This is a genomic window from Streptomyces sp. AP-93 (assembly GCF_022808175.1).
Classification (GTDB): domain Bacteria; phylum Actinomycetota; class Actinomycetes; order Streptomycetales; family Streptomycetaceae; genus Streptomyces.
Window position 1 is genome coordinate 43446 of record NZ_JALGBX010000016.1, and the last position, 20308, is coordinate 63753.

21 protein-coding genes and 2 pseudogenes are annotated in these 20308 nt (G+C 68.5%); 8 read left to right on the forward strand and 15 right to left on the reverse strand.

Features of this window, described 5'->3' with window-relative positions; genetic code table 11:
• The 4 genes from MTF69_RS24995 to MTF69_RS25010 form a co-directional block, all read right to left on the reverse strand.
• Positions 1–324 (reverse strand): hypothetical protein, encoded by a 324-nt coding sequence (locus tag MTF69_RS24995; protein ID WP_243337939.1) that lies wholly within the window; start codon positions 322–324, stop codon positions 1–3.
• Positions 321–689 carry a DUF6247 family protein gene (locus tag MTF69_RS25000; protein ID WP_243337941.1) on the reverse strand — a complete coding sequence of 123 codons (369 nt, stop codon included), beginning with the start codon at positions 687–689 and terminating at the stop codon, positions 321–323. The genes MTF69_RS24995 and MTF69_RS25000 overlap by 4 nt, the downstream gene beginning before the upstream one ends.
• A 34-nt stretch (positions 690–723) precedes the next feature.
• Entirely contained in the window at positions 724–921 is a 198-nt protein-coding gene (locus MTF69_RS25005; RefSeq protein ID WP_243337942.1) for a type II toxin-antitoxin system prevent-host-death family antitoxin, read from the reverse strand.
• Positions 922–1680: 759 nt separating this feature from the next.
• Complete coding sequence (locus MTF69_RS25010; RefSeq protein WP_243337944.1) at positions 1681–1962, reverse strand: hypothetical protein; 282 nt, start codon at positions 1960–1962, stop codon at positions 1681–1683.
• A gap of 669 nt (positions 1963–2631) precedes the next feature.
• Here MTF69_RS25010 and MTF69_RS25015 point away from each other — a divergent pair.
• A complete protein-coding gene (locus MTF69_RS25015) occupies positions 2632–2994 on the forward strand; it encodes a helicase associated domain-containing protein (RefSeq protein ID WP_243337945.1) in 363 nt (120 codons plus the stop codon).
• A gap of 273 nt (positions 2995–3267) precedes the next feature.
• On the opposite strand, the gene MTF69_RS25020 is transcribed toward MTF69_RS25015, so the two are convergent.
• The 7 genes and pseudogenes from MTF69_RS25020 to MTF69_RS25050 form a co-directional block, all read right to left on the reverse strand.
• The gene (locus tag MTF69_RS25020) at positions 3268–4521 is read right to left on the reverse strand and encodes a Vps62-related protein (RefSeq protein WP_243337946.1); all 1254 of its coding nucleotides are present in this window, start codon (positions 4519–4521) and stop codon (positions 3268–3270) included.
• A 488-nt stretch (positions 4522–5009) separates the two neighbouring features.
• A complete protein-coding gene (locus MTF69_RS25025) occupies positions 5010–5213 on the reverse strand; it encodes a hypothetical protein (protein WP_243337947.1) in 204 nt (67 codons plus the stop codon).
• A gap of 409 nt (positions 5214–5622) precedes the next feature.
• A complete protein-coding gene (locus MTF69_RS25030; RefSeq protein ID WP_243337948.1) occupies positions 5623–6711 on the reverse strand; it encodes a TerC family protein in 1089 nt (362 codons plus the stop codon).
• 212 nt (positions 6712–6923) lie between these two features.
• On the reverse strand, positions 6924–7193 hold the full coding sequence (locus MTF69_RS25035) for an STAS domain-containing protein (protein ID WP_243337949.1): 270 nt from the start codon (positions 7191–7193) through the stop codon (positions 6924–6926).
• A 158-nt stretch (positions 7194–7351) separates the two neighbouring features.
• Positions 7352–7800: pseudogene (locus tag MTF69_RS25040) on the reverse strand (SRPBCC family protein).
• 203 nt (positions 7801–8003) lie between these two features.
• Positions 8004–8183, reverse strand: a complete 180-nt coding sequence (locus MTF69_RS25045; protein ID WP_243337950.1) for a hypothetical protein — start codon at positions 8181–8183, stop codon at positions 8004–8006.
• Positions 8184–8342: 159 nt separating this feature from the next.
• The gene (locus MTF69_RS25050; protein WP_243337951.1) at positions 8343–8618 is read right to left on the reverse strand and encodes an isoamylase early set domain-containing protein; all 276 of its coding nucleotides are present in this window, start codon (positions 8616–8618) and stop codon (positions 8343–8345) included.
• A 209-nt stretch (positions 8619–8827) separates the two neighbouring features.
• Here MTF69_RS25050 and MTF69_RS25055 point away from each other — a divergent pair, with 209 nt between their 5' ends.
• The 5 genes from MTF69_RS25055 (at position 8828) to nhaA (ending at position 14174) form a co-directional block, all read left to right on the forward strand.
• Positions 8828–9034: a hypothetical protein gene (locus MTF69_RS25055; RefSeq protein ID WP_243337952.1), complete on the forward strand. Its 207-nt coding sequence runs from the start codon at positions 8828–8830 to the stop codon at positions 9032–9034.
• A gap of 155 nt (positions 9035–9189) precedes the next feature.
• The gene (locus tag MTF69_RS25060; RefSeq protein WP_243337953.1) at positions 9190–9750 is read left to right on the forward strand and encodes a hypothetical protein; all 561 of its coding nucleotides are present in this window, start codon (positions 9190–9192) and stop codon (positions 9748–9750) included.
• 53 nt (positions 9751–9803) lie between these two features.
• Positions 9804–10316 (forward strand): hypothetical protein, encoded by a 513-nt coding sequence (locus tag MTF69_RS25065; protein WP_243337954.1) that lies wholly within the window; start codon positions 9804–9806, stop codon positions 10314–10316.
• Between the two features lie 754 nt (positions 10317–11070).
• On the forward strand, positions 11071–12618 hold the full coding sequence (locus MTF69_RS25070) for a sodium:alanine symporter family protein (RefSeq protein ID WP_243337955.1): 1548 nt from the start codon (positions 11071–11073) through the stop codon (positions 12616–12618).
• Positions 12619–12866: 248 nt separating this feature from the next.
• Positions 12867–14174, forward strand: coding sequence for a Na+/H+ antiporter NhaA (gene nhaA, locus MTF69_RS25075; protein ID WP_243337956.1), 1308 nt, complete (start codon positions 12867–12869; stop codon positions 14172–14174).
• A gap of 298 nt (positions 14175–14472) precedes the next feature.
• Here the strand turns inward: nhaA and MTF69_RS25080 are convergent, their stop codons facing one another.
• The gene (locus tag MTF69_RS25080; RefSeq protein ID WP_243337957.1) at positions 14473–15315 is read right to left on the reverse strand and encodes a DUF4394 domain-containing protein; all 843 of its coding nucleotides are present in this window, start codon (positions 15313–15315) and stop codon (positions 14473–14475) included.
• A 290-nt stretch (positions 15316–15605) separates the two neighbouring features.
• Between MTF69_RS25080 and MTF69_RS25085 the strand changes: the two are divergent.
• Positions 15606–15788, forward strand: a pseudogene (locus tag MTF69_RS25085) (helix-turn-helix domain-containing protein).
• A 516-nt stretch (positions 15789–16304) separates the two neighbouring features.
• Here MTF69_RS25085 and MTF69_RS25090 read toward each other — a convergent pair.
• The 3 genes from MTF69_RS25090 to MTF69_RS25100 form a co-directional block, all read right to left on the reverse strand.
• Positions 16305–17198 (reverse strand): cytochrome c biogenesis CcdA family protein, encoded by an 894-nt coding sequence (locus tag MTF69_RS25090; protein ID WP_243337958.1) that lies wholly within the window; start codon positions 17196–17198, stop codon positions 16305–16307.
• A 7-nt stretch (positions 17199–17205) separates the two neighbouring features.
• On the reverse strand, positions 17206–18429 hold the full coding sequence (locus MTF69_RS25095) for a redoxin domain-containing protein (protein WP_243337959.1): 1224 nt from the start codon (positions 18427–18429) through the stop codon (positions 17206–17208).
• Positions 18430–18685: 256 nt separating this feature from the next.
• Complete coding sequence (locus MTF69_RS25100) at positions 18686–19216, reverse strand: hypothetical protein (protein ID WP_243337960.1); 531 nt, start codon at positions 19214–19216, stop codon at positions 18686–18688.
• A 490-nt stretch (positions 19217–19706) separates the two neighbouring features.
• Between MTF69_RS25100 and MTF69_RS25105 the strand changes: the two genes are divergently transcribed.
• Positions 19707–20279 (forward strand): DM13 domain-containing protein, encoded by a 573-nt coding sequence (locus MTF69_RS25105; protein ID WP_243337961.1) that lies wholly within the window; start codon positions 19707–19709, stop codon positions 20277–20279.
• Positions 20280–20308: the final 29 nt, after the last annotated feature.

Below are 20308 nucleotides of genomic sequence, written 5' to 3' on the forward strand. Positions count from 1 at the left end.
TCAGGCCCAGAAGGCGTCGGTGACGGTGATTTGCGGTTCGGCGTGGCGGCGGATGAATGTGAAGATGAGCCAGCCGCGGCCGCCGGCGAGATCCGCGATGTGCGGCCCGCCCGGGCTGGTGGAGGCAAGCGGGCGGACGGTGATCCAGTGGGGGAGGGAGGCGTCTGCGTCGACTCCGCGGTAGTACGGGTCGAGGGCGGTGACCAGCTCGGCACGGGCTGCGAGAATCAGCTTCTTCGCATCAGCGGGCATGTGCTCGAACTCCTGGTGGGCTTCGGCCGTCCAGTCCATCTGCCAGGGAGGGCGCGGGAGCTCATCGCTCACCGGCCGGGCTCCGCGGAGGCTGCCTGGCGACGCAGTCGGCTGTACTCGGCCAGAAGGGCTGCGGACTCCTGCGGGTCTTCACACTTCGCTGCGCGCTGTTCGAGGTCGAGGAGGTGAGCATCCAGGCCGGGATCGCGGGCGATGGCGTACTGCGTCCACCACAGGCGCATGAAGGCCGGGACGGGGGTGAGGTTGAAGGTGTCGCCGATCGCGCGCCGCCAGTGAGCCTCGAAGTCCGGCAGAAGGTGCGGGGCATGCTCCTGGATGGCCAGACGCAGGGCCTGGGGGGTGCGGTCGGGCATCGGCGGCACTGGGCGGGGCCGGTTACCGCCGGGGCCGTCGAAGTGGATGGGCTGCGCTGTCATGACGAGGGGACTCCTGGTCTGGGGCTGGCCCGTTTCAGGCCGCGGCACGGTCCGTGCCGGAGGCGTCGGGGTGCTGTATCAGGCACTGCTCGAACCACTCGGCCGGCACGAGGTAGGCGAGGGTCTTGCCCTTGCGGGTGATCGCAGCCGGCTCACCGGCGATCCTGGTGCGGTCGAGGATCTCCCCCATCTGCTTGCGGAGATCGATCGTCGAGTACGTCTTCGGCTCCATTCCTCCAGCCTACTCCAACTATCATAGTTGTGATACACCGGCACCGCGTACCGGACCATCACGCCACCGGTCGTAGTCGATCCCGCCTGCCCGAGCGACGTCGCCGCGTGCATCCGCGTGTACGCGTGGCGATTCAACCTTGAGGGCCCCCTCAGGCTGGAGGTTGGGGCGGCCCGGTGGTTCTGCTGCCCCAGAGCGCTCTGGGCACCTGGCACCGGGCCTCACCCACGCACGCCACATCGGCGCGGGCTGGCAACGACCCTAGCCGCGCCGCGGGCCAGCACCCGCCCGGCTCAGGCAACACGGGTTATGTGACTGGTCCTGACACCTCACGCTGACACCGCCGCTCGCGGTGAACCCGTCCCCCGACGGTAGACCGGGCAGAGGCGGAGCATGTCAGGTGCCAGGACCCGGGCCCACCCCGGGACAGACCCGGGGGAACGATGATTCATCCCGGGGCGGTGTGGATCCCGCCCCTTCAACGACCCAGTACGCCACCGGTTCCGGGCCGCCGGATGGAACTTCGCCGTCTCGCGGCGCGCAGGATCAGCCCATGGACACCGCCGCCTCAAGTCCGACGACGAGCCCGGCTGGGTAACCCCTGATCAGTGACGATCCGTCGATACCCGCGCGCGGGCCCTCGGGCGTACCGCCGCTCATCTCCTCGTAGTCGGGGCCAGCACCGACAACGCCCCCGCGCTGATCGACCCGCGCCCCCTCACCCCCTTGCTGGCGGTCGCTCCTGCCGGGTTCTACCGACTAGTAGCGGCTGTCCCACTTGGCGATGGGAGCCGGGCGGGTGACCTCATCCTTGGCGTGGTTGTTCTGCCATATCCGCAAGACGTCCCTGTAGAGGTCTCCGCCACTGCCACCCTTGAAGAGGCCGGATCCCTCGCCGTCGGTGGAGTCGGTGGTCACGATGGTGGCGGAGTGGAGTGCCGCCGGGGCGGCGCACGCTGTGGAGGACACCGAAACGGCTCCTGCGGCCAGGGCGGTCGAGGCGGTCAGCACGGCGAGACGTCGGATGCGGTTGCGGATCATGGCGGATCTCCTTGGGAGGGGTCGCGTGGCTCGATCGGGACGGGCCCATTTCTGGCTGGGCAGGGTCTCCATTGAGCCCGGCGCGGCCCGACCGCGACATGCCGCTTGATGTCGGGGCTTGACACCCGCACACCTGTGGTGGCGACGGGCCCCGCAAACGACCGACCGCCCCGGCAGAGTGCGCTGTGGGCTTCCAGGCGGGGCCGCGTGGGGCCGGATCCTTCCCGCCAGGGCCCGCTCGCCCCGTTGGGAGAGGCTCCGACTGATGTTGCGCCATGCGGGCGGTCGTGTTGTCAAGCCCCGAGATGCAGGGGCATGACGCGCACGAGGTGGTCGGGCCCAATGGATACGCGGGCCCTGGCTCACCAGAACCGGCCCCTCCCCCTTCCGTAAGGAGCCCCCTCATGTCCCGCACCCGGCGCCTGGTCCTGCTCACCGCTTCCACCGCTCTGGCCGCAGGAGCCCTCTCCATGTCGTCGAGCGCAATCGCCGCCCCGCGACGCCCCGCCCGGCCAACTTCACGACGCAGGACCGCGGCCACGGCGGCGAGGCCCTCCTCACCGAGAACCCCTTCGGGGCCAGGAAGATGTGGGACAGCTCCCAGGGACACCTTGTCCACTGGGACAAGCGCTACTGACAGCACCCACCTCAGCCGGGGTCGTTGTCCTGATGACGATCTCCCGTGTTCCTGAAGCAGTAGGCGACCTGGCCAAGCTCCTGGCCGCCGGCGCCCGCCTCGAAGACGTGCCCGGAGTCACTCACCGCGGCGAGGACATCGGACGCTGGCTCACCACCCAGCGGCGCGACTTCGTCCGACTGGACGACGAGCAGCAGGCCCGGCTCGGGGTACTGGGCGTGAAGGCTGCCGTACGCCCCCGCAGGACCGCGACGAAGACGCCCGCGACGTTCCACGTCCCGGCGGGACGCAGTCGCCTTCCAGACGGGCGTGCAGGCATCGCGCAGTACCGGGATCGGGAGGGCGGCAGGATGCCGGGGCTCGGCCACGTCGAACTGCTCCCCGACGGCGGTTAGCACCAGACCGGGGTGTGGATCGCCAACCAGAAACAGCGCGCGACCGGCTCCACCCTGCCCAGCTCGCAGCCCTCGCCGACCTCGGCATCGACTGGGCATAGCCGGTCATCCTGGAGGGCAATGACTTTGGCGGCCGTTGCCCTCCAGCAACAGCCGCCAAGGCAGCCAAGGCATGCTCGACCAACCTCCACGGCTGACGCCCCCGCGGCGTGCCCAGATCCGGACGATGCTCTTCCGGCGCCTCGGGCCGTACGGGTGAGCGTCAGCGGAGGGTCACGCCTTGTCGGGGTACTGGTCGTAGTGGTCGGTCTCGCCCTTGAAGGTGAGCGGGACACCGACCCGGCTGTTGTCGGCACGGACGACCTGAATGGTGCTGGACCCTACCCACATAGCGGCGGCTGTGCCCGGCACTGCGACCAATTCCTTCGACACGGTCCGTGACTCGATCTCCTTGAGTCCGGTCGAGGAGCCGAAGCCCAGCGACAGGCTGTACGTGGTGGACAGCTCGGCACTGGCGAAGCCGGTGCTGACGCCTGCCGTCGCCGTGACGGAGATACCCGTCGACACCTCGAACGTGGAGATCTGTTCCTTCTCGATCCCGATGGTCACCGACTCCGTCACCTTCTGTGTGACCTCGGTGTTGTTGTTCAGGTGGCGCACCAGCGACCAGGCGGCCTTGCGCTGCAGCTTGTAGAACGGGGAGTTGGCCAGCTTCCAGGTGGTGGGCTTCTCGCTGTCGTTGATCGCGGTGAACGGCACCCACACCGCGTTGGCGGCGATCTCCGGGGTCCGGGGCGCCGGGACGGTCCGGTCGGCGAGCTCCGGGAACTGGCTCAGCGCGGGCGTCTCGATGGGCATCGGTAGACACAGCACGCGCATCTCCGGGAGGAACTGCGGCTGCTCGTAGGACTTGAACGCGGCGAACGTGTTCGCTGCGATCAGGGCACGGGTCAGGCCCTCGGTGTTGTCGACGTACGACGGCGGCACCACGTTGCGCCACACCGACAGGTCGTGCTTGCCCCCGGCGCCCTTGTCGCTGTAGACCCACTTCGTGTTGGAGATGAACGTCAGGTCCTCGCGGACACATGCCACCGCGTCCAGCGCGGGCTTGTCGTACGAGTCCTTCGGGGTGACACACCCCATGGCCACGTAGCCGTCCGGGGCGACGGGCCGCCAGATACAGCCCTTGTACTTGGCACCGGTGCCGGCGTCGTCCCACACCTTCACGTAGTCCACCGGGTTGGCCAGCGCCGGCTTGCCCGTGGCCGAGGGCACCTCCGGGTTCTCCTTGACGACCAGCGCGACGACGTGCTCCTTGACCTTCTCGTTCGGCGTCGACGGATTCAGGTTCGCCGACCCCCACGCCGGGATCACGACCGTACCCAACACCTTGAACCCGGCAGGGGCGACCGGCTGCCAGAAACTCACCCAGTGCTTGCCGCCGGAGTCCTCATCGTCCCAGCACCAGTCCATCTTGTCGGTGAACGCCAGAGTCAGTTCACCGAAAGCCATCGACTTCTCAGCCATTGCCACGCCTTCCCTGTCCCCGCAACCGGGGAATCTTCCCGCACGCACACGCCAACAGGGCAACCACGAAAAGTGACGCCCCGCTCACGAAACGTTACGGATCCGGAGAGCCCTCGACCCACGAACAACGGACACAGGCCATAAATTGACTGGAGATCATCCAGCCGGTTTACCAACCGCCACGGCGGCAACCGGCCAGCTCATCCCCTCCTGTAGCGGTGAGGAGACCTTCCGCTTGGTCGGCACGGACACCAAGTACTGCCCCGACCAGGCTGGCGGTCCAGAAGGCCTAAGCTCTGATCACCAGGACTACCGGGGCACCCCGGCTCCCTCTTCTCACATGAGGCCTGCAGCGGTGACCACGGCCTGGACGATCGCGGCCGGCAGCGTCTCCCACGCCACACTTCCCTCACCCTCTCCAGAGCTTGGCGCACCCTGCCCGGGACTCCGAAGCACCACCGCGAGCGGGCCGGTGACCCTGCGCCTCGTCACATGCGCCGGTACCGGTCCAGGAGTTCCTCGGCCTGGTCTCCGGTGACGCCCAGGTCGGTACCGAATTCGTCGGACTCCATCGACCACGCGGCGCCGACCGCGTGATGCCCGATGACCCGCGCGAGGATCTCCAGCCGGCCCGCCGCCGTCAAGGCCGCGGCGGGCGGCTCTCGATATGCCGGTCCCAGTCGTTCCGGCACTTGTAGAACGGCTGCCCGCTGTCGCCAGCCCAAAAGGAGCTCGTGTGCCCGTACGTCGAGTTCTCGTCGAAGTACACCGACCCCGGCACCGTCCCGACTTCCAGGAGCACGCCCACCCTGCCCTGGTGCGCCTCCAGGAAGGCGGTTCGTCGGCGCGCAGTTGATCTCACTACGGGGCCGGATGGTGCTTGTGGCTGGGGTCCAACCGGTAGTCGGGACAGTCGCGGTTCTGACATGGACCCGGGCCCCACACGGGAACGAATACCCCGAGGGTCTTGTGGCGGTGGGCTGCGGCCGGCACGGACTGCTCGCAGGTTGGACACACGTACGCTTCGGGCTTGCGTTTCATCTTGACCATTTCTTTACGATATGCCCGTATTGCCCTGCCGGGAAGTGGTCGGCTTCCTGACTAATCCGAGCGCGGAGGGTCTTCACCGTCCTGATCTCGTGAACCGGTGGGCGGCGTCTCCGGGTCATCCATCACAGGTGGTGCGTTACGCGCCTCGACCTGATCGGTGGCCTCGGAGGCGTCCCTCTGTTCGTCGGCGTGTTCCAGATCGCCTTTCGGGGCCGGCCTTCTGAGGCTGAGCACCACGGAGCCTGTCAGGACGAGGACGATGACCGCGAGGCTGATCGGTGAGGGGATTTCGGGGATGCTCGGGCTGATCAGCTTGTGGGATGCCTGGAGGATGAGTTTGACGCCGATGAAGGCGAGGATGATCGCCAGGCCCTTGTTCAGGTAGTGGAAGCGGTCCAGGAGGCCGGCGAGCATGAAGTAGAGGGCCCGCAGACCGAGGATGGCGAACGCGTTGCTGGTGTAGACGATGAACGCGTCATCGCTGACCGCGAGGACGGCGGGGACACTGTCTACGGCGAAGATCAGGTCGGCAGCCTCGATCGCGGCGACCACCGCAAGGAGCGGGGTCGCCACCCGCTTGCCGGCTTCCCTGACGAAGAACTTCGCCCCGGCGTATTCGTCGCGCACCGGGATGATCTTGCGGAGCAGCCGCACGGCGAAGCTCTTACCCGGGTCGAAGCTGTCCTGCTCCTCCTTGAGGAGCTTGTACGTGCTGTAGAAGAGCACCGCCGCGAACGCGAACAGCACGGCGGTGAAGCGGCTGACGACGGCCACGCCGAGGGAGAGGAAGATGCCGCGGAAGACGAGGGCGCCGATGACGCCGAAGAACAGCACGCGGTGCTGGTAGGCCCTGGGTACCTTGAAGTAGGCGAAGATCACGGCGAAGACGAAGAGGTTGTCGACCGACAGGCTCTTCTCCAGCAGCCAGGCCGTCGTGTACTCGGTGCCGGCGGTCGTGCCGAGGACGAGAAAGACGACCCCGCCGAAGATCAGGGCCAGGCTCACCCACAGACCGCTCCAGGCGGCGGCCTCTTTGAAACCGATGACGTGCGCGGTGCGGTGGGACAGCAAGTCGACCGCCAGCGACACCACCACCGTCGCGGCGAACGCCCCCCACAGCCAGAGCGGGACCTCAAGCACACCGAACACCCTCACCTCGGCCCGCGCGAAATGCGCAGGCCCTTTATCGCAGTGTGCGGCTATTTGCTCGATGGAGCACGCGGAGCGGTCGTGGTACCCGTTTCCGTGCAGCGTGTGTCCGCCCCGGCCCGCAGGGTCAGGGCGGACATCAGCATGATGAGGGTGAGTTAGCGGTTCCTCAGGGAGACACACGATGGCAGGAAGTCACCACTTCACCTTGCTGCCGGGGCCACTAGCGGCGGCCAGTTGTAGGCGAAGAAGGCGATCCCGTCCGCGTCCAAACAGCGGGCGAAGGCAGTCAGACCGTGCAGGCCGCAGACATCCATGAACGTCAGGTGCCGCAGATCGCAAGCCACCACCTCAACACCCTCGAGGCAAGCCTGCACCTCGTCGAAGACGGCGCTGGTCTCCACGTCGAGCTCACCGGTCGGGGTGAGGTGCACGGTCGGCCCGTACCGCCTCATCATCATCTGGAAGTCCATGCGACTCACCTCGCCGCGATCGGCCCGGCTCACGCCGCGCCCCCAGACCCGGGCGCAGATGACCTGAACCGATAGCCCCCCGCCCAGGAATCCTTGGCAGCCCGCCCAGGGGCAATCGTGGCCGGACGGGCTCCGGCACAGCGGGAGACGTGAGCCGGTCAGACGCTGCCGCGCCAGGATCCGGTCGCGGTGCCGCGGTCTTCGATGAAGTGCTTGAACCGCTTCAGGTCGCCCTTGATCTGGCGGTCGACGAAGCCGAGCTTGTCGCCGATGTTCTCCGCCATCCCCTCCGGGTCGAAGTCCATCATCAGCGTCACCTCCGTGTGGGCCGGGTCGATCGGCCGGAACGTGACCAGCCCCGACTGCTCGGCCTCCCCGCCCACCGTCACCCACGCGACCTTCTGGTCGGGGACCTGCTCCGTAATCTCCGCGTCGAACTCCCGCTCCCCCCGGCGACCTTCGTCACCCAGTGCGAGAGCGTGTCCGTGCGCTGCTCGATCCGCTCCACACCATCCATGAACTGCGGGAACGACTCGAACTGCGTCCACTGGTTGTAGGCCGTCGTCACCGGCACATCAACCTCGATCGATTCCTTCACCTGCGACATCGAGAAGTCCTTCCACCTCGGAAAGCCGTCGGCAGTCGCCGGCCAGGAGTAGCCCTTCCCGCCCGGCCACGCCTGCCCACCGCACCACAGCCACACCACCCGACCGGGGACAGCCGCACAGGCGTGTCCCCGGCAACCGGCCCCACCCACTCTCAGGTAGGAACACCGCACGCCCGATCACCCCACTGCCCAGGCGCGTCAGGTCAGTGCCCGGCTTCTTCCGGGCGGTCGTCCTCGGGCCGCAAGCCGAGCATGTCCAGCAGAACGTTGAGGTCCGCGGTACCGACAGCCCTGGAGGCGACCGCGCGGCGGGCGGCAGCCCGGTCCACGGCCCCCGACCGGGGCAGGAACGCCGACTCATCACAACCGAATGGATCCTTCATTCCACCGATGCCACCACGACCCCGGCGCATCCGCAGCCCCCACTAGTCCAACCACGAACACAGCAGGACGCCGGGCGGTGCCCGACCGCGTCGTCCCACTTGGTGCGCGCACCGCGGTCCCCTCGCATTTCTCCTGTGGCGAAAGAGGCAGTGCCGAGATCAGGTGTGCAGGCGGCTGTTGGAACCGTCCTGGTCGCCGGCGGTGTCGTCGTTGAACCAGTAGTCACCGGCGGCCAGATACCGGAAGGAGTGGACGCCCTTACTGGGCAGCTCGACCGTGACCGCGCGCTTGCCGTCCTTGCGGGTCTTGAGGGTGTGGACACCGGGCTGCCAGCCGTTGAAGTCGCCCACCACGCTGACCGGGCCGGGCGGAGTGTCCGCGGGGAGGACGAAGGTGACCTTGGTGTGGTCCTTCTTCAGAATGCGCTCCAGCATGAAACGGGGGCTCCTGACCATTGCAGCAGGTGTGACAGGGGCGCCCATCGTCAGTCCTGGACGCGCCGGGCCGCGCTCCGGCGCCCGGACACTTCCCGGACATCACCCGCCCACCAACCAAAGTGACGCAAATGATGCATCTTGTCACTCTGTGTGTCAGCTTGGTGCGGAGAGAACTTCAGCCACGCGTCACTGAGGGAGTCACCGTCATGGGCGGTAAGCAAGACAAGCACCAGCAGCAGCCGGGCAAGGGCCGTGAGGAGCAAGACTCCGTGGAACGCACCGGCCAGGATCCCGTCCACCCCGGATCCGGGGAGCGCGCCTGGGGCAAGAGCCCGGAGGAGATGAAGCGCCGCCGCGAGGGTGACACGGCGCGCGAGCGCGCCGGCGACGAGATGCGCGACGAAGAACTCTGACCACAGTCAGAGCCGTCACGCCCACGCACACAGGACCCGGCCAGGCCCGACAGTCACCGGCCGGGTCCTGTCATGCGCCCCGGCACCACGGGTGTGGGCACCCCCGTGCCGGCGCCTCGCTGGACCGGCACCGAGTTGCCACTGCGGCGAACACCATGTCGGCGCGGACACTGCCCCGCTGCGGCGCAGCGAAAGATCCGGTCACCGGCAAGGACACCTCCGTCGACCAGGCCGCGATCGGCCCCAACCCCGCCGGACGCACCACAGGCTCCACGGCCGGTGCGGGCACGGTGCTCTTGCGGACCACGGGCGCGGTCGCCTCCGGCGGGGGCTGCAGGAGCGCGGCCAGGGTGTCGGTCATCTTCCCCGTGTGCTTCGCACCCGAGGCAGCCGCCGCCTTCGCCACACCCCCCATCTCCCGCACGGAACGGCCCAGGACGACCGCGGCCGCCTCCAGCCCCGACGGCGTCAACGACCACAGCTTCTCCGTGATCCGCCGGCCATCAGCCTCCAACCGCGACGTCCACCTCGCCGATGTCCGGGCTCTCCAGGCGGAGCCGTTCGGCGGCCTGCTGCGCAAGCGCCTGGACGTGGACGCCCGTCGGCCGGGCCGGGGGCGGACGAGCGGATGCCGCCGGAGCCGCTGGGGCAGGTCAGGTCGGCACATCACTGAGAGTCCCGTGTGCGGGGTCCGTGCACTGGTGACGATCGGTTGATATGGGCATGATGCAGCCACACGGTCCGGTGACGACAGAACGGGGGGGAAGACGTGAATGGCGGGCTCAGGCGCAACCTCAGACGACGAGCGGACGCATTCTGGTACTCCCTCGATGCGCCTCGGACGTTCGTGCTGGTGGGTGATGTGGCCCTGCTGCTGTGTGCCGTAGCAGGGGTCGTGTACTTCTGGCCGCGGGAAGTGACGCTCGCTGGGTATGCCGTGCTGCAGGTGGCTTGCCTGTTCTGCCAGGCCGTGACCCTGGCACCGGCGGTGTGGGACGGTGTCCCCGACCTCCATCACAACGCGACACTGGCCCTGGTGGCGGGTATCGGGGTTTTCGGCGTGCCCGCAGCGATGATGGCGGTGTTCCTCACGGGCAACGCGGACGGGCCCCCGTTGGCGGCCGTACTCATGGCCGGAACCGCTCTGTTGATGGCGTGCGTAGCGGGACTGATCAGCGGAACATTCCTCTCCAGCCGGGACGGGACGGGTGCGAGGGGTACCGGATCCACCGGTCACAGCGGTGACGAGAGCGTCGAAGACTTCGGTGGCGGCGGCGACTGAGCAGCAGAGCCGTTCCGACTCTCCTGCCGGATCGGCTCCCACCCGCACTGGGGTGAGGGGGACCCGGGCCGGACGGAGTACGCGGCTGCGGCAGGCCGCTCAGGGGAGATCTCCCGCGCTCCTCCCGTCACCGACCTGCGGATACGCCAACGGCCCAACCCAGGACCAGGCTTCACAGCGGCTGCAGGCGGGTCTCGTTCGTGCGGCACCACCGCAGCGCTGTCCGAGGGTGGCGCCGACCCCGGCGCGCGGGGCGGTGGATCAGGATCACCTCCCGGGCTGTCTCCGGTCGCGAGCGCGTCGACGAGCTCGTCGTGGGTCATGGAGGAGCGGCCGGGCACGTGTGCGGCCTTCTTGTAGAGCTCGGCTTTCGTCAGACCTGATGCGCCTCTTCGCGGTCGGCGCCTTCTTCAGACCGCCCGCCGCGTTCGCTCAGCGGAACCTCAGATCCGGATAACGATCCGATCACCGAACCTGGCGAAATGCGGCAAACCGGCCACCAATGTGACGTGGGCCACTAAAGATCACGTAAAGACCGTGCTAAGAATGCGCAACTCCGCTTCCGGCCCACCCCTCGCCGGACCTCGGAGCGCCGGCACGCACCGGCTTTGCACGGCCAGGGAAGTCACGGTCCGAGTCCGCGGACCGGGCCAGCCAGGGCCATCGATCGGACAACGGATTTCGCTCCATGCCCGCCCGCACTCACACCGTCGCACCGCACTGCGCCGGTTCTGCGCCATCGAGGTAAAGCCTGATGTCACTCGACACCATCACCACCTCCGTAGACGAAGCCGTCAGCGGATTCTTCGAGCCCATCGCCAAGTGGCTCGGAGACATCGTCTTCTACTCGGTCCCCGTCAACGGGACACAGATTCCGCTGATCGTGGCCTGGCTGGTCGTGGCCGGTCTGGTCTTCTCCGGCTGGTTCGGCCTGGTGCAGATACGCAAGTTCCGCCTCGCGGTGAACGTGGTGCGCGGGAAATACGACGAGGACGGTTCGGCGGGTGAGGTCAACCACTTCCAGGCCCTGACCGCGGCCGTCTCCGGCACCGTCGGCCTCGGCAACATCGCTGGTGTCGCCGTCGCCGTCTCCATCGGCGGTCCGGGCGCGACGTTCTGGATGATCCTCTGCGGCCTGCTCGGCATGGCCACGAAGTTCGTCGAGGTCACCCTCGGCGTGAAGTACCGCGAGGTGCACGCCGACGGAACGGTCTCCGGCGGCCCGATGCACTACCTGCCCAAGGGCCTGGCCGACCGCTTCGGCGCCAAGGGCCTGAAGCTGGGCAAGGTGCTGGGTGTCCTCGCCTCGGTGATGATCCTCTTCTTCGGCCTCTTCGGCGGCAACCTCTTCCAGGTCAACCAGTCCTACGCCCAGCTCGTCTCCGTCACCGGCGGCGACAGCGGCCTGATGGGCTCCTCGGCCGGCGCGCTGTTCTTCGGCATCCTGATCGCCGCCCTGGTCGGCGTCGTCCTGCTCGGCGGCATCCGCTCCATCGCCTCCGTGACCAGCAAGCTCGTCCCGGCGATGGCCGGCATCTACATCGTCGCCTGCCTCGTGGTCATTCTGGTCAACGTCTCCGCGGTGCCGTCCGCGCTCTCCTCGATCATCGAGGGCGCCTTCAACCCGCAGGGTGTCGCCGGTGGTGTCCTCGGCGCGCTGATCGTCGGCTTCAAGCGGGCCGCGTTCTCCAACGAGGCCGGTCTCGGCTCCGCCCCGATCGCGCACTCCGCGGTCAAGACCAAGCACCCCGCCAGCGAAGGCCTGGTCGCCCTGCTGGAGCCGTTCATCGACACCGTGGTCATCTGCACGATGACCGCCCTGACGATCGTCATCGCCAACCCGGCCAGCTGGGGCGAAGCCCGCAAGGGCGAAGGCCCGGGCGGCGTGACCATCACCTCCGACGCCTTCGCCACGGTCCTGCCCTGGTTCCCGTACATCCTCACCATCGCGGTGATGCTGTTCGCCATCTCCACCGTGCTGACCTGGGGCTACTACTGCATGAAGGCGTGGACGCACCTCTTCGGCCGCAGCAAGACCAGCGAGCTGACCTTCAAGGTCTTCTACACGCTGTTCGCGGTCGCCGGTTCGCTGCTCACCCTGCAGACCCTGATCGACATGGCCGACGCGGTGCTCTTCATGCTCGCCGTCATCAACATCATCGGCCTGTACCTCCTGGCCCCCGTGGTCAAGCGGGAGCTGAACAACTTCCTCGAGTTCGTCCGCCGCCGCGACGCCGGCCTCGACACGGACACCGAAGCGGACGAGGACGACGACCAGGAGCTGGTGAAGACCACCGTCTGACCGCCCCCGCGGCCCGACTCCTGAGCGGGCTCGTACACACCTCGCGCCTTGGTGTGTACGAGCCCGCTCGCATGCGTTCCTGCAGGTCAGGACCCCTCTAGCGGGATCCTGACATCTCCCCTAGGGTGTAAGGAACGCGTCAAGGGGGCGGCTGAGCCGCCCGGGACGCGCGGTGTGCCGGGAAGTCTGGTCGGCGTCCTAGGGGCCGTATGCCCATCTCCAGTCGACGCCCCGGAAGGCCCCTCACCATGAGCAGCCCGCGCCCTCGCATCGTCTTCGGCCTCATGCCGTGGCCCGAACGCCAGGCCATCGCATCCGCCCTGCGCACCGAGACCGTCGGCGGCCTCGTCCTCCTCGCCGCAGCCGTCATCGCGCTGATCTGGGCGAACAGCCCGCTGGGCGACGTGTACGAGGCGATACGCGACTTCCACTTCGGCATACCCGCCCTCGGCCTGGACCTCTCCGTCGGGCACTGGACCGCCGACGGCCTCCTCGCGGTCTTCTTCCTCGTCGCCGGCATCGAACTGAAGCGGGAACTCGTCGTCGGCGAGCTGCGCACCCCCGCCACCGCCGCCCTCCCGGTCATCGCCGCGGTCTGCGGCATGGCCGTACCGGCCGCGCTCTACGCAGCAACCGCTTGGGCGGGCGGCGGCAGCCTCGACGGCTGGGCCGTCCCGATGGCTACCGACATCGCCTTCGCCCTCGCCGTCCTCGCGGTGATCAGCACCCACCTCCCGGCCGCGCTGCGCGCCTTCCTCCTCACCCTCGCCGTGGTCGACGACCTCGGCGCCATCCTCATCATCGCGATCTTCTTCACCAGCGACCTGAACCTCTGGGCCCTCGGCGGAGCCTTCGCCGGACTCGCCCTCTTCTACCTCCTCCAACGGCTCCGCGTCCGGGGCTGGTGGTGGTACGTGCCGCTCGGCATCGCGATCTGGGCCCTCATGTACAACGGCGGTGTCCACGCCACCGTCGCCGGGGTCGCCATGGGCCTCATCCTGCGCACCACCCGCGACAAAGACGAAGAGGCCTCCCCCGCCTCTCGCGTCTCGCACCTGCTGCACCCCTTCTCCGCCGGAGTCGCCGTCCCCCTGTTCGCCCTCTTCGCCGCCGGCGTCAGCATTTCCGGTCCCGCCCTGGCGCAGGTGTTCACCAGCCCCGAACCCCTAGGCATCGTCGTCGGCCTCGTCGTCGGCAAGGTCATCGGGATCTTCCTCGGCACCTACCTGGCCGCCCGCTACACGAAGGCACAGCTCAACCCCGACCTGGCCTGGGCCGACGTCCTCGGCCTGTCCGTCCTCGCCGGCATCGGCTTCACCGTGGCCCTCCTAATCGGTGAACTCGCCTTCCCCGGCCAGGCAGTCGGCGAACACGTCAAAGCCGCCGTCCTGATCGCCTCCGTCACCGCAGCCGTTCTGGCAGCCGTACTGCTGCGCCGCCGCAACAGCCTCTACAAGCGCCTCTACGAGGAAGAGACCGTCGACGCGGACGCCGACGGCATCCCCGACATCTACCAGCGGGACGAGGTCGCGTTCCCCGCCCGTCATCCCCACTGACCACATCGGAGAGACGGCACCATGGCGATCACCCTGCTCGGCATCGCCATCGTGGTGGCGGCCCTCGCCATCAGGACGGCAATCGCCGAAATCCGTCAACCCGGCAGCGGACGCAGCCAGTGGAGGTTCCTCACCAACCCCCGAGCCCTCACCGCCCCACTGCTCGGCCTCCTCGGGTGGACGACAGCGAGACCCGCCGCAACGGCCTGGGCCATGCTCGCCAGCCCGCCGCGCCTACGCCACCGCACGACAGCGACGCCACCCGACCGGGACGCCGTGTCGGTGCGGAGGGCTCGGGCTACTTCTGGCTCAGGGGTAGTGCGATGTCGAAGACCTGCGTGGTGGCGGGGAAGGCGCCGGTCTCGGTTGCTTGCCCGGTCAGCGGGTTGACCTTGTAGAAACGGTAGGAGCCACCCGTCGAGAGGGCAGCGAAGCCCTGGTTGGAGCCGTCCCTGGGTGAGAAGTAGATGTCGAAGCCCGCGCTGGACCCCGCGTCGACGCCGAGACTGCCGGTGGGGGCGAGGGTGCCGGAGTTGGCCGGGGACTGCAGGACGACGCGATCGCCGATCGTGTCGATGTCGAACAGGCTGGTCGCGGTCGCCGCATCGAGGTCGTTGTTGGTGTACGCGGCGCCGGTCACGCCGAGCGCTGGGGTGGTGGCGGGCGGGGTGGTGAGTGGCGTGTCGGCGAGGGTTCCGCCGGTGGCGACGTTCACGTTGTGGCGCAGGTTCTGCCCGGTGTCGCTGATGATCCGCAGCCGGTCGGCGGCCGGGTTGAAGTCGACCCCGAAGACGGTGCCCTCAAGGGTGATGCTCAGCTGGGAGACCTTCGTCGCGACGGTGTTCGAGGTGTCGATGGTGTAGACGCCGCCGGCGTTGCCGACGCCGTAGAGCAGGCCGTTCTGAACGCGGTAGTCGATCCCGACCAGCGCTGTGTCGCCGGCGAGACCGGTGACGGTCCCGGTCGAGGAGACCTTGTCAGGATCACTGGTACGGAACTGCACCAGACGCTGATCTTCGGTCAGGCCGGTCACCTTCAGACCGTTACGACCGGGATCGTGTTGATCGTCGTCCGCGGCCAGCGCCGGACCAGCGGCGGACAGGACGGCGGTGAGCGCCATCACGAGAACTGTCTTGCGCATGGGATCTCCATCGAGTCGAGGCACCGCACAGCCGGGCACCGCAGATACGACGAAACCGGCGGGGCACCAGTCGGGCACGTCGAGCGCGGCCACATGGCTGCATTTCCCGCTTCACCCGGGGACGTCGGGGAAGTGACCCGTCCGGGGCACGCGCGTAGTGATGCGATGTGGTGGGATCCACGCCATCGTGGATAGCGCTTGGCTTCGGCAGCGTGCGATGCCAAGCATCGAAGTGCTGCGAAGGCACTTAGCAAGTCACCAGGGGGCGCGGCAGACCCTGCCGGGTAGCGATCACCGGTACGGCCCGCGAAACGCTCGCCGCCGAGCTGAAGACCGCCTACGAGTACGGAGCCTAAATCCGGACCCTCGCCGCCAGCGCCGGTTGCTCCTGCGACTTCATCCACTGCAGTCTCACCGAATCCGGCGTCACCCTGCGCGGCCGAGGCGGAGCCGCCCGCACCCCGCACGCCTGAGGAGCAGTCGCGCCGCTCCCGGCAGAAGATCCGGCTCTACGAGCGAGACGGCATGGACGCGGGCCAGTTCGGCCGATGTCAGAACTGCGCCGGGTCGCCGGATACCGGGGGTCCGGGGGGCGGCCGTGGTCCGCAAAGCTGGTGGGCCCGCGAGGCTGGGGCCTGGCGCCGAGAGCTGCGAGGCCCCTGTTTTCGCGTCCGAGGCGCTCAGCGGTTCTCTCAAGCCGTGTTCCCACGAGAACACTCGTCGAGGCTGATGCAGGCTGGGCCAGTCGGGGAACCCGCTGGGCAGAGAGAAGCACAGGTCAGGGGCGGTGCGTGGAGCCCACTGTGCAGGAGCTCAGGGCACCCAGGCTGCCGCAGTGGATCCTGCTCCTGCCGGTCCCCCTCCTGACCATGGCCGCCGCCACATGGCGACGCTCCGGACACGAGCGCCCTCCTGTTGGCCCCGCCCACTGCCTGGATGTACGACGCCGACCGCGCGTCGGCTTCCGGTGCCAGTTCTTGGGTGATGTTTCAGACGCTGTCGTGGGGCGGTGGCGGGGTGTCAGGACTCCGTCCGAGGGCGTTGCCAACTCTGCGGCGGCGCCTGCCCAGATATCCGGCGAGGAGTAGTGCGGCGAAGAGGACAGTAAGAGGGGCCGGGCCGACGAAGTCCAGAGTGTCGGCGATCGCGCGCTGGACGGCTCCGGCGGCGTCGATGACCGGGTCCTGGGCGGCGGGGTCGCGCTGGACGCGGATCTCGTACCAGCCGTAGTACGCCACGTACGCGCCGACAAGGAGCAGCAGTGCGCCGCCGATCCGGGGTGCGAGGGCGCCGGCGCGGCGCAGGTGGGTGGCGGCGGTGGTGCGGGTGAGGGCGACGGTCAGGGAGGCGACGCCGACGATCAGGCCCATGCCGAGGGCGTACGCGGCGAAAAGGAGAACGCCCTCGGTGGGCGAGCCGCTACGGAAGGCGGAGACGACGATGGCGAGGAAGGGTGCGACCGTGCAGCCCAGCGAGGCGGTCGCGTACGCCATCCCGAACAGCGCCATGGAGGGGACCGACCGGGTGAGGGTGGGGGCCCGTCGGAGTTTCGGTGCCAGGGCGGGCAGTTGGCGGCCGATCAGCAGCCAGGCTCCGGCGGCGGCCATGAGGATGCCGAAGGCGATGGTGAACCAGGGCAGGTGTTCCTGGACCTGGCCCGCAACGGGCTGGATCGCCAGGCCGAATACGCCGAAGAGAGCGGCGAAGCCGACAGTGATCGAGGCAGTCGCCGTCAGTGCGCGGCCGATGGCGACCGTACGGGTGGGGGAGTCGTCGCCGAGGACGAGCAGCGACAGATAGGCGGGGAGCAGGGCTAAGCCGCACGGGTTGACGGCCGCGAGGATGCCAGCGGTGAGCGCGAGGGCGAGGGGCAGGTCGGACATAGTCAGTTCAGCCGGTCAGTCCGGCGACCTTCTCGGCCAGCCCCTTGCCAGCGGGCAGGACGCCTTCGAAGACGGTCTTGCCGTCCTTGTCGAGGATGACGTATCGGCTCTGCTCGGTGACCTTGAACCGCTTCCAGACCTCGCCCTTCTCATCGGACAGCTGCGGGAAGCCGCCGGTCTTGGTGTCAGTCACGAAGTCCTTCATCGCGGCGTTCTTGTCCAGACCGGCGACGCCCACGACGTTGGCCTTGCCCGCGTAGTCGGCGGCGACCTTCGCGGTCTCGGCGGCTTGAGCCTTGCACTTGGGGCACCACGGGGCCCAGAACCACAGCACGGTGGGCTTGCCCGCGAGGGTCTTGGCGTCGAAGGGCTTGCCGTCCACGGTGGTGCCGGTGAAGTCCAGGACAGCAGGTACCTGGGCGCCGGAGGCGCCGGACTTGCCCGGGTCCGAAGGCGCGGGCGACTGCGCGGATGTGGTCGATGGCGCTGCGCCCGCGCCGGTGCCCGCGGTCGAGCCGTCGTCCGCCGCACACCCCGTGGCGGAGAGCAGGACGGCGGCGAGTACGGCCGGGGCGAGAGTGCGGGGGCGCATGTCGACTCCTGTGTGTTCGGGATGGGGCCGGGAGCGACTGTAGGGCCGTCTTCGTGCTGGGTGGGGGGTGGCGGCCTTACGGTTTGGTGACGTCAGCCCACCGCGTCGCGCAGCCGGTCGGCGACGAGGACGGGCACGGTGACCACGGGCGAGGCGGAGCAGGCCCTGGTCGGCGTACTCGTGCAGCACCTTGGTGCAGGTCTCGCGCGAGGTCCCGGCGAGCGCGGCGAGCTGCTCGTGGGTCAGTGCGATCTGGGGGTGTCGGCCGCCCGGGCGCAGCGGGTTCGCCGGGGGCTGGGCGCCCGCCAGTATCGTCAGGGTGGTCGCGATCCGCTGGGCCACGCTCTTGAACGCGCTGTCGGACAGACACTGTTTCAGGTCGGCCAGGCGGCGGCCGAGGATCTCGGTGATGCGGGCCGCGATGCGCGCGTCGGTCAGCAGCTGGTGCACGTCGGCGCGAATCATCACATACACCGTGACGTCGTCGAAGGCCTCGGCGTAGCTGTCGGACATGTGCTGTCCCAGCAGCACCATCTCCCCGAAGATCGTGCCCGGAGCGATGATCCCGGTGGTGAGGGCCCGGCCGTCGGCGGACACCCGGAAGACGCGGACGCGGCCCCGTTTGAGGATGAACAGCACTTCGCTGGGTCGGGGCGTACGGGATCTGGCCCGCGCCGTACGACTTCATGGGGGCCGCGGCGGCGATGGCCGCCACCTCTGCGCGGAGAGGTCGCAGAGGATGTTGACGTCGGCCAGGCGCCAAGGCTGGTCCGTATCGTCAGCGGTCATGGCGTGTCTCCCTTCGCGTCGTCCCGGTGCCCAGTGCGGGGGCGCGGCGCCCCACGCCGGGCTGCCCAGCGCGTCCGCGCTGTCGGCCAGACAGTGGGGCACGGCGTCACCGCCGCCCCAGATGCGACGCGTATCGGGGGGTGCGGGTTTCATCCTCCGGCCGTACGACTGCGCGGCCGGCCGTCGCGCGGGCGATCGTGGCGAAGGCCAGACCGGCGAGGAGCCCAAAGACGAGGTGGGCGCCGAGGCTGGAGGCGCTGAATTCGTTCCAGTCGAAGACGGGCATGCCCATGTTGGCCGACATGATCCACAGGGCGCCGAAGGTCCACCATGCCGCGCCGTAGGCGAGACCGAGGACGGCGGCGGGCAGGGGGCTCCGGGCGAAGGGGCCGAGCAGCGCGCCGAACCTGATGCCCGCGAACAGTGCGATGGACAGGTGGATCAGCCAACCGGCGAAGGCGTTGGTCGTACCGAGCAGCCCGGCCACCATCGTGATCATCGCGGTGTCCATCACGGGACGGGACACCGACATCCAGATGCCCATCCCCACGCCGCCGACCAGTCCTGCGGCGGCCCCCCAGACCGTGTGGTCCGGGATGACGGCTGTCCTCGCGTAGGCCCGCAACGCGCTGGTCATTGCATATCGCCGATTTCTGGCTTCGGATTCCCTCGTCCTCGGGGCGACGTGAGTAAGCGGGGTGGGCGCCAGTATGAAAAACGCTTACGTACCCGCTGGTAGATCGCCCGGCGCCGTGCGGGTCATCGCTCACACTCAGTGTAGGGCCGGAGTCGCCACCTTCCGCCTATACCACACGGCGCCGGACGCAGTGCATCCAGCCGGCCGCGTGGGCGGTGCACGCCTCGGAGGACTGGACGCGGTCGGCCAGGCGCGGCAGGGGGCCTTTCGCCGACCGGTTCGCGTGTCAATGACACTGGACACCTCCGAACCACCAAGAGGCCCTGTCCTCATGCACCCATCACCTCGAGATCATCCGATCCAGAACCCTGTTTCAACCCCAAGCTCGGCGATCGGCATGAATGCGGATAGATCGCCCAATGGGGGCCGTTCGTTTTCGGCAGGCCCTGGCCCTTGTCTGGCGGGAATCGGATTCAAGGGGAGGCGTTTCATGGGACGTGGATGGGTGACGAGCAGGCCGGTCGTTCTCGCTGTTGCGGTGGTCTCGGTCGCGGTGATCGGTGTGGGCTTGTACCTGTTTCAGCCGTGGAAGCTGTGGCAGGACGAGACCGTGCGGGAGGCTCTGCCTTCCACGGCCGCCACCGCGTCGCCCGGGCCGTCCCAGACGAGCCCGGGTCCGACGCTCTCTGCGCCTGTGGGCCCTCAGACGGTCTCTGCGGGGCAGCTGATCAGTCATGAGCACACTACGACGGGCGCGGTGAAGATCGTCCGTCTTGCGGATGGTTCGCACACGCTGCGGCTGGAGAACCTCGACACCAGCAACGGACCTGACCTGCACGTCTGGCTCACGGATGCGCCAGTGAAGGAAGGCAAGGCGGGCTGGGAGGTCTTCGATGACGGCAAGTACGTCAGCCTGGGCAAGCTCAAGGGCAACAAGGGCAACAAGGGCGACCAGAACTACGTTCTTCCCGCGGATGTTGACCTCTCGCAGTACACGAGTGTGAGCATCTGGTGCGACCGCTTCAATGTCTCCTTCGGTGCCGCGGCACTCGCGAAGGCCTGACGGCCTGACGGCAGGCGTCCCGCCGAAGC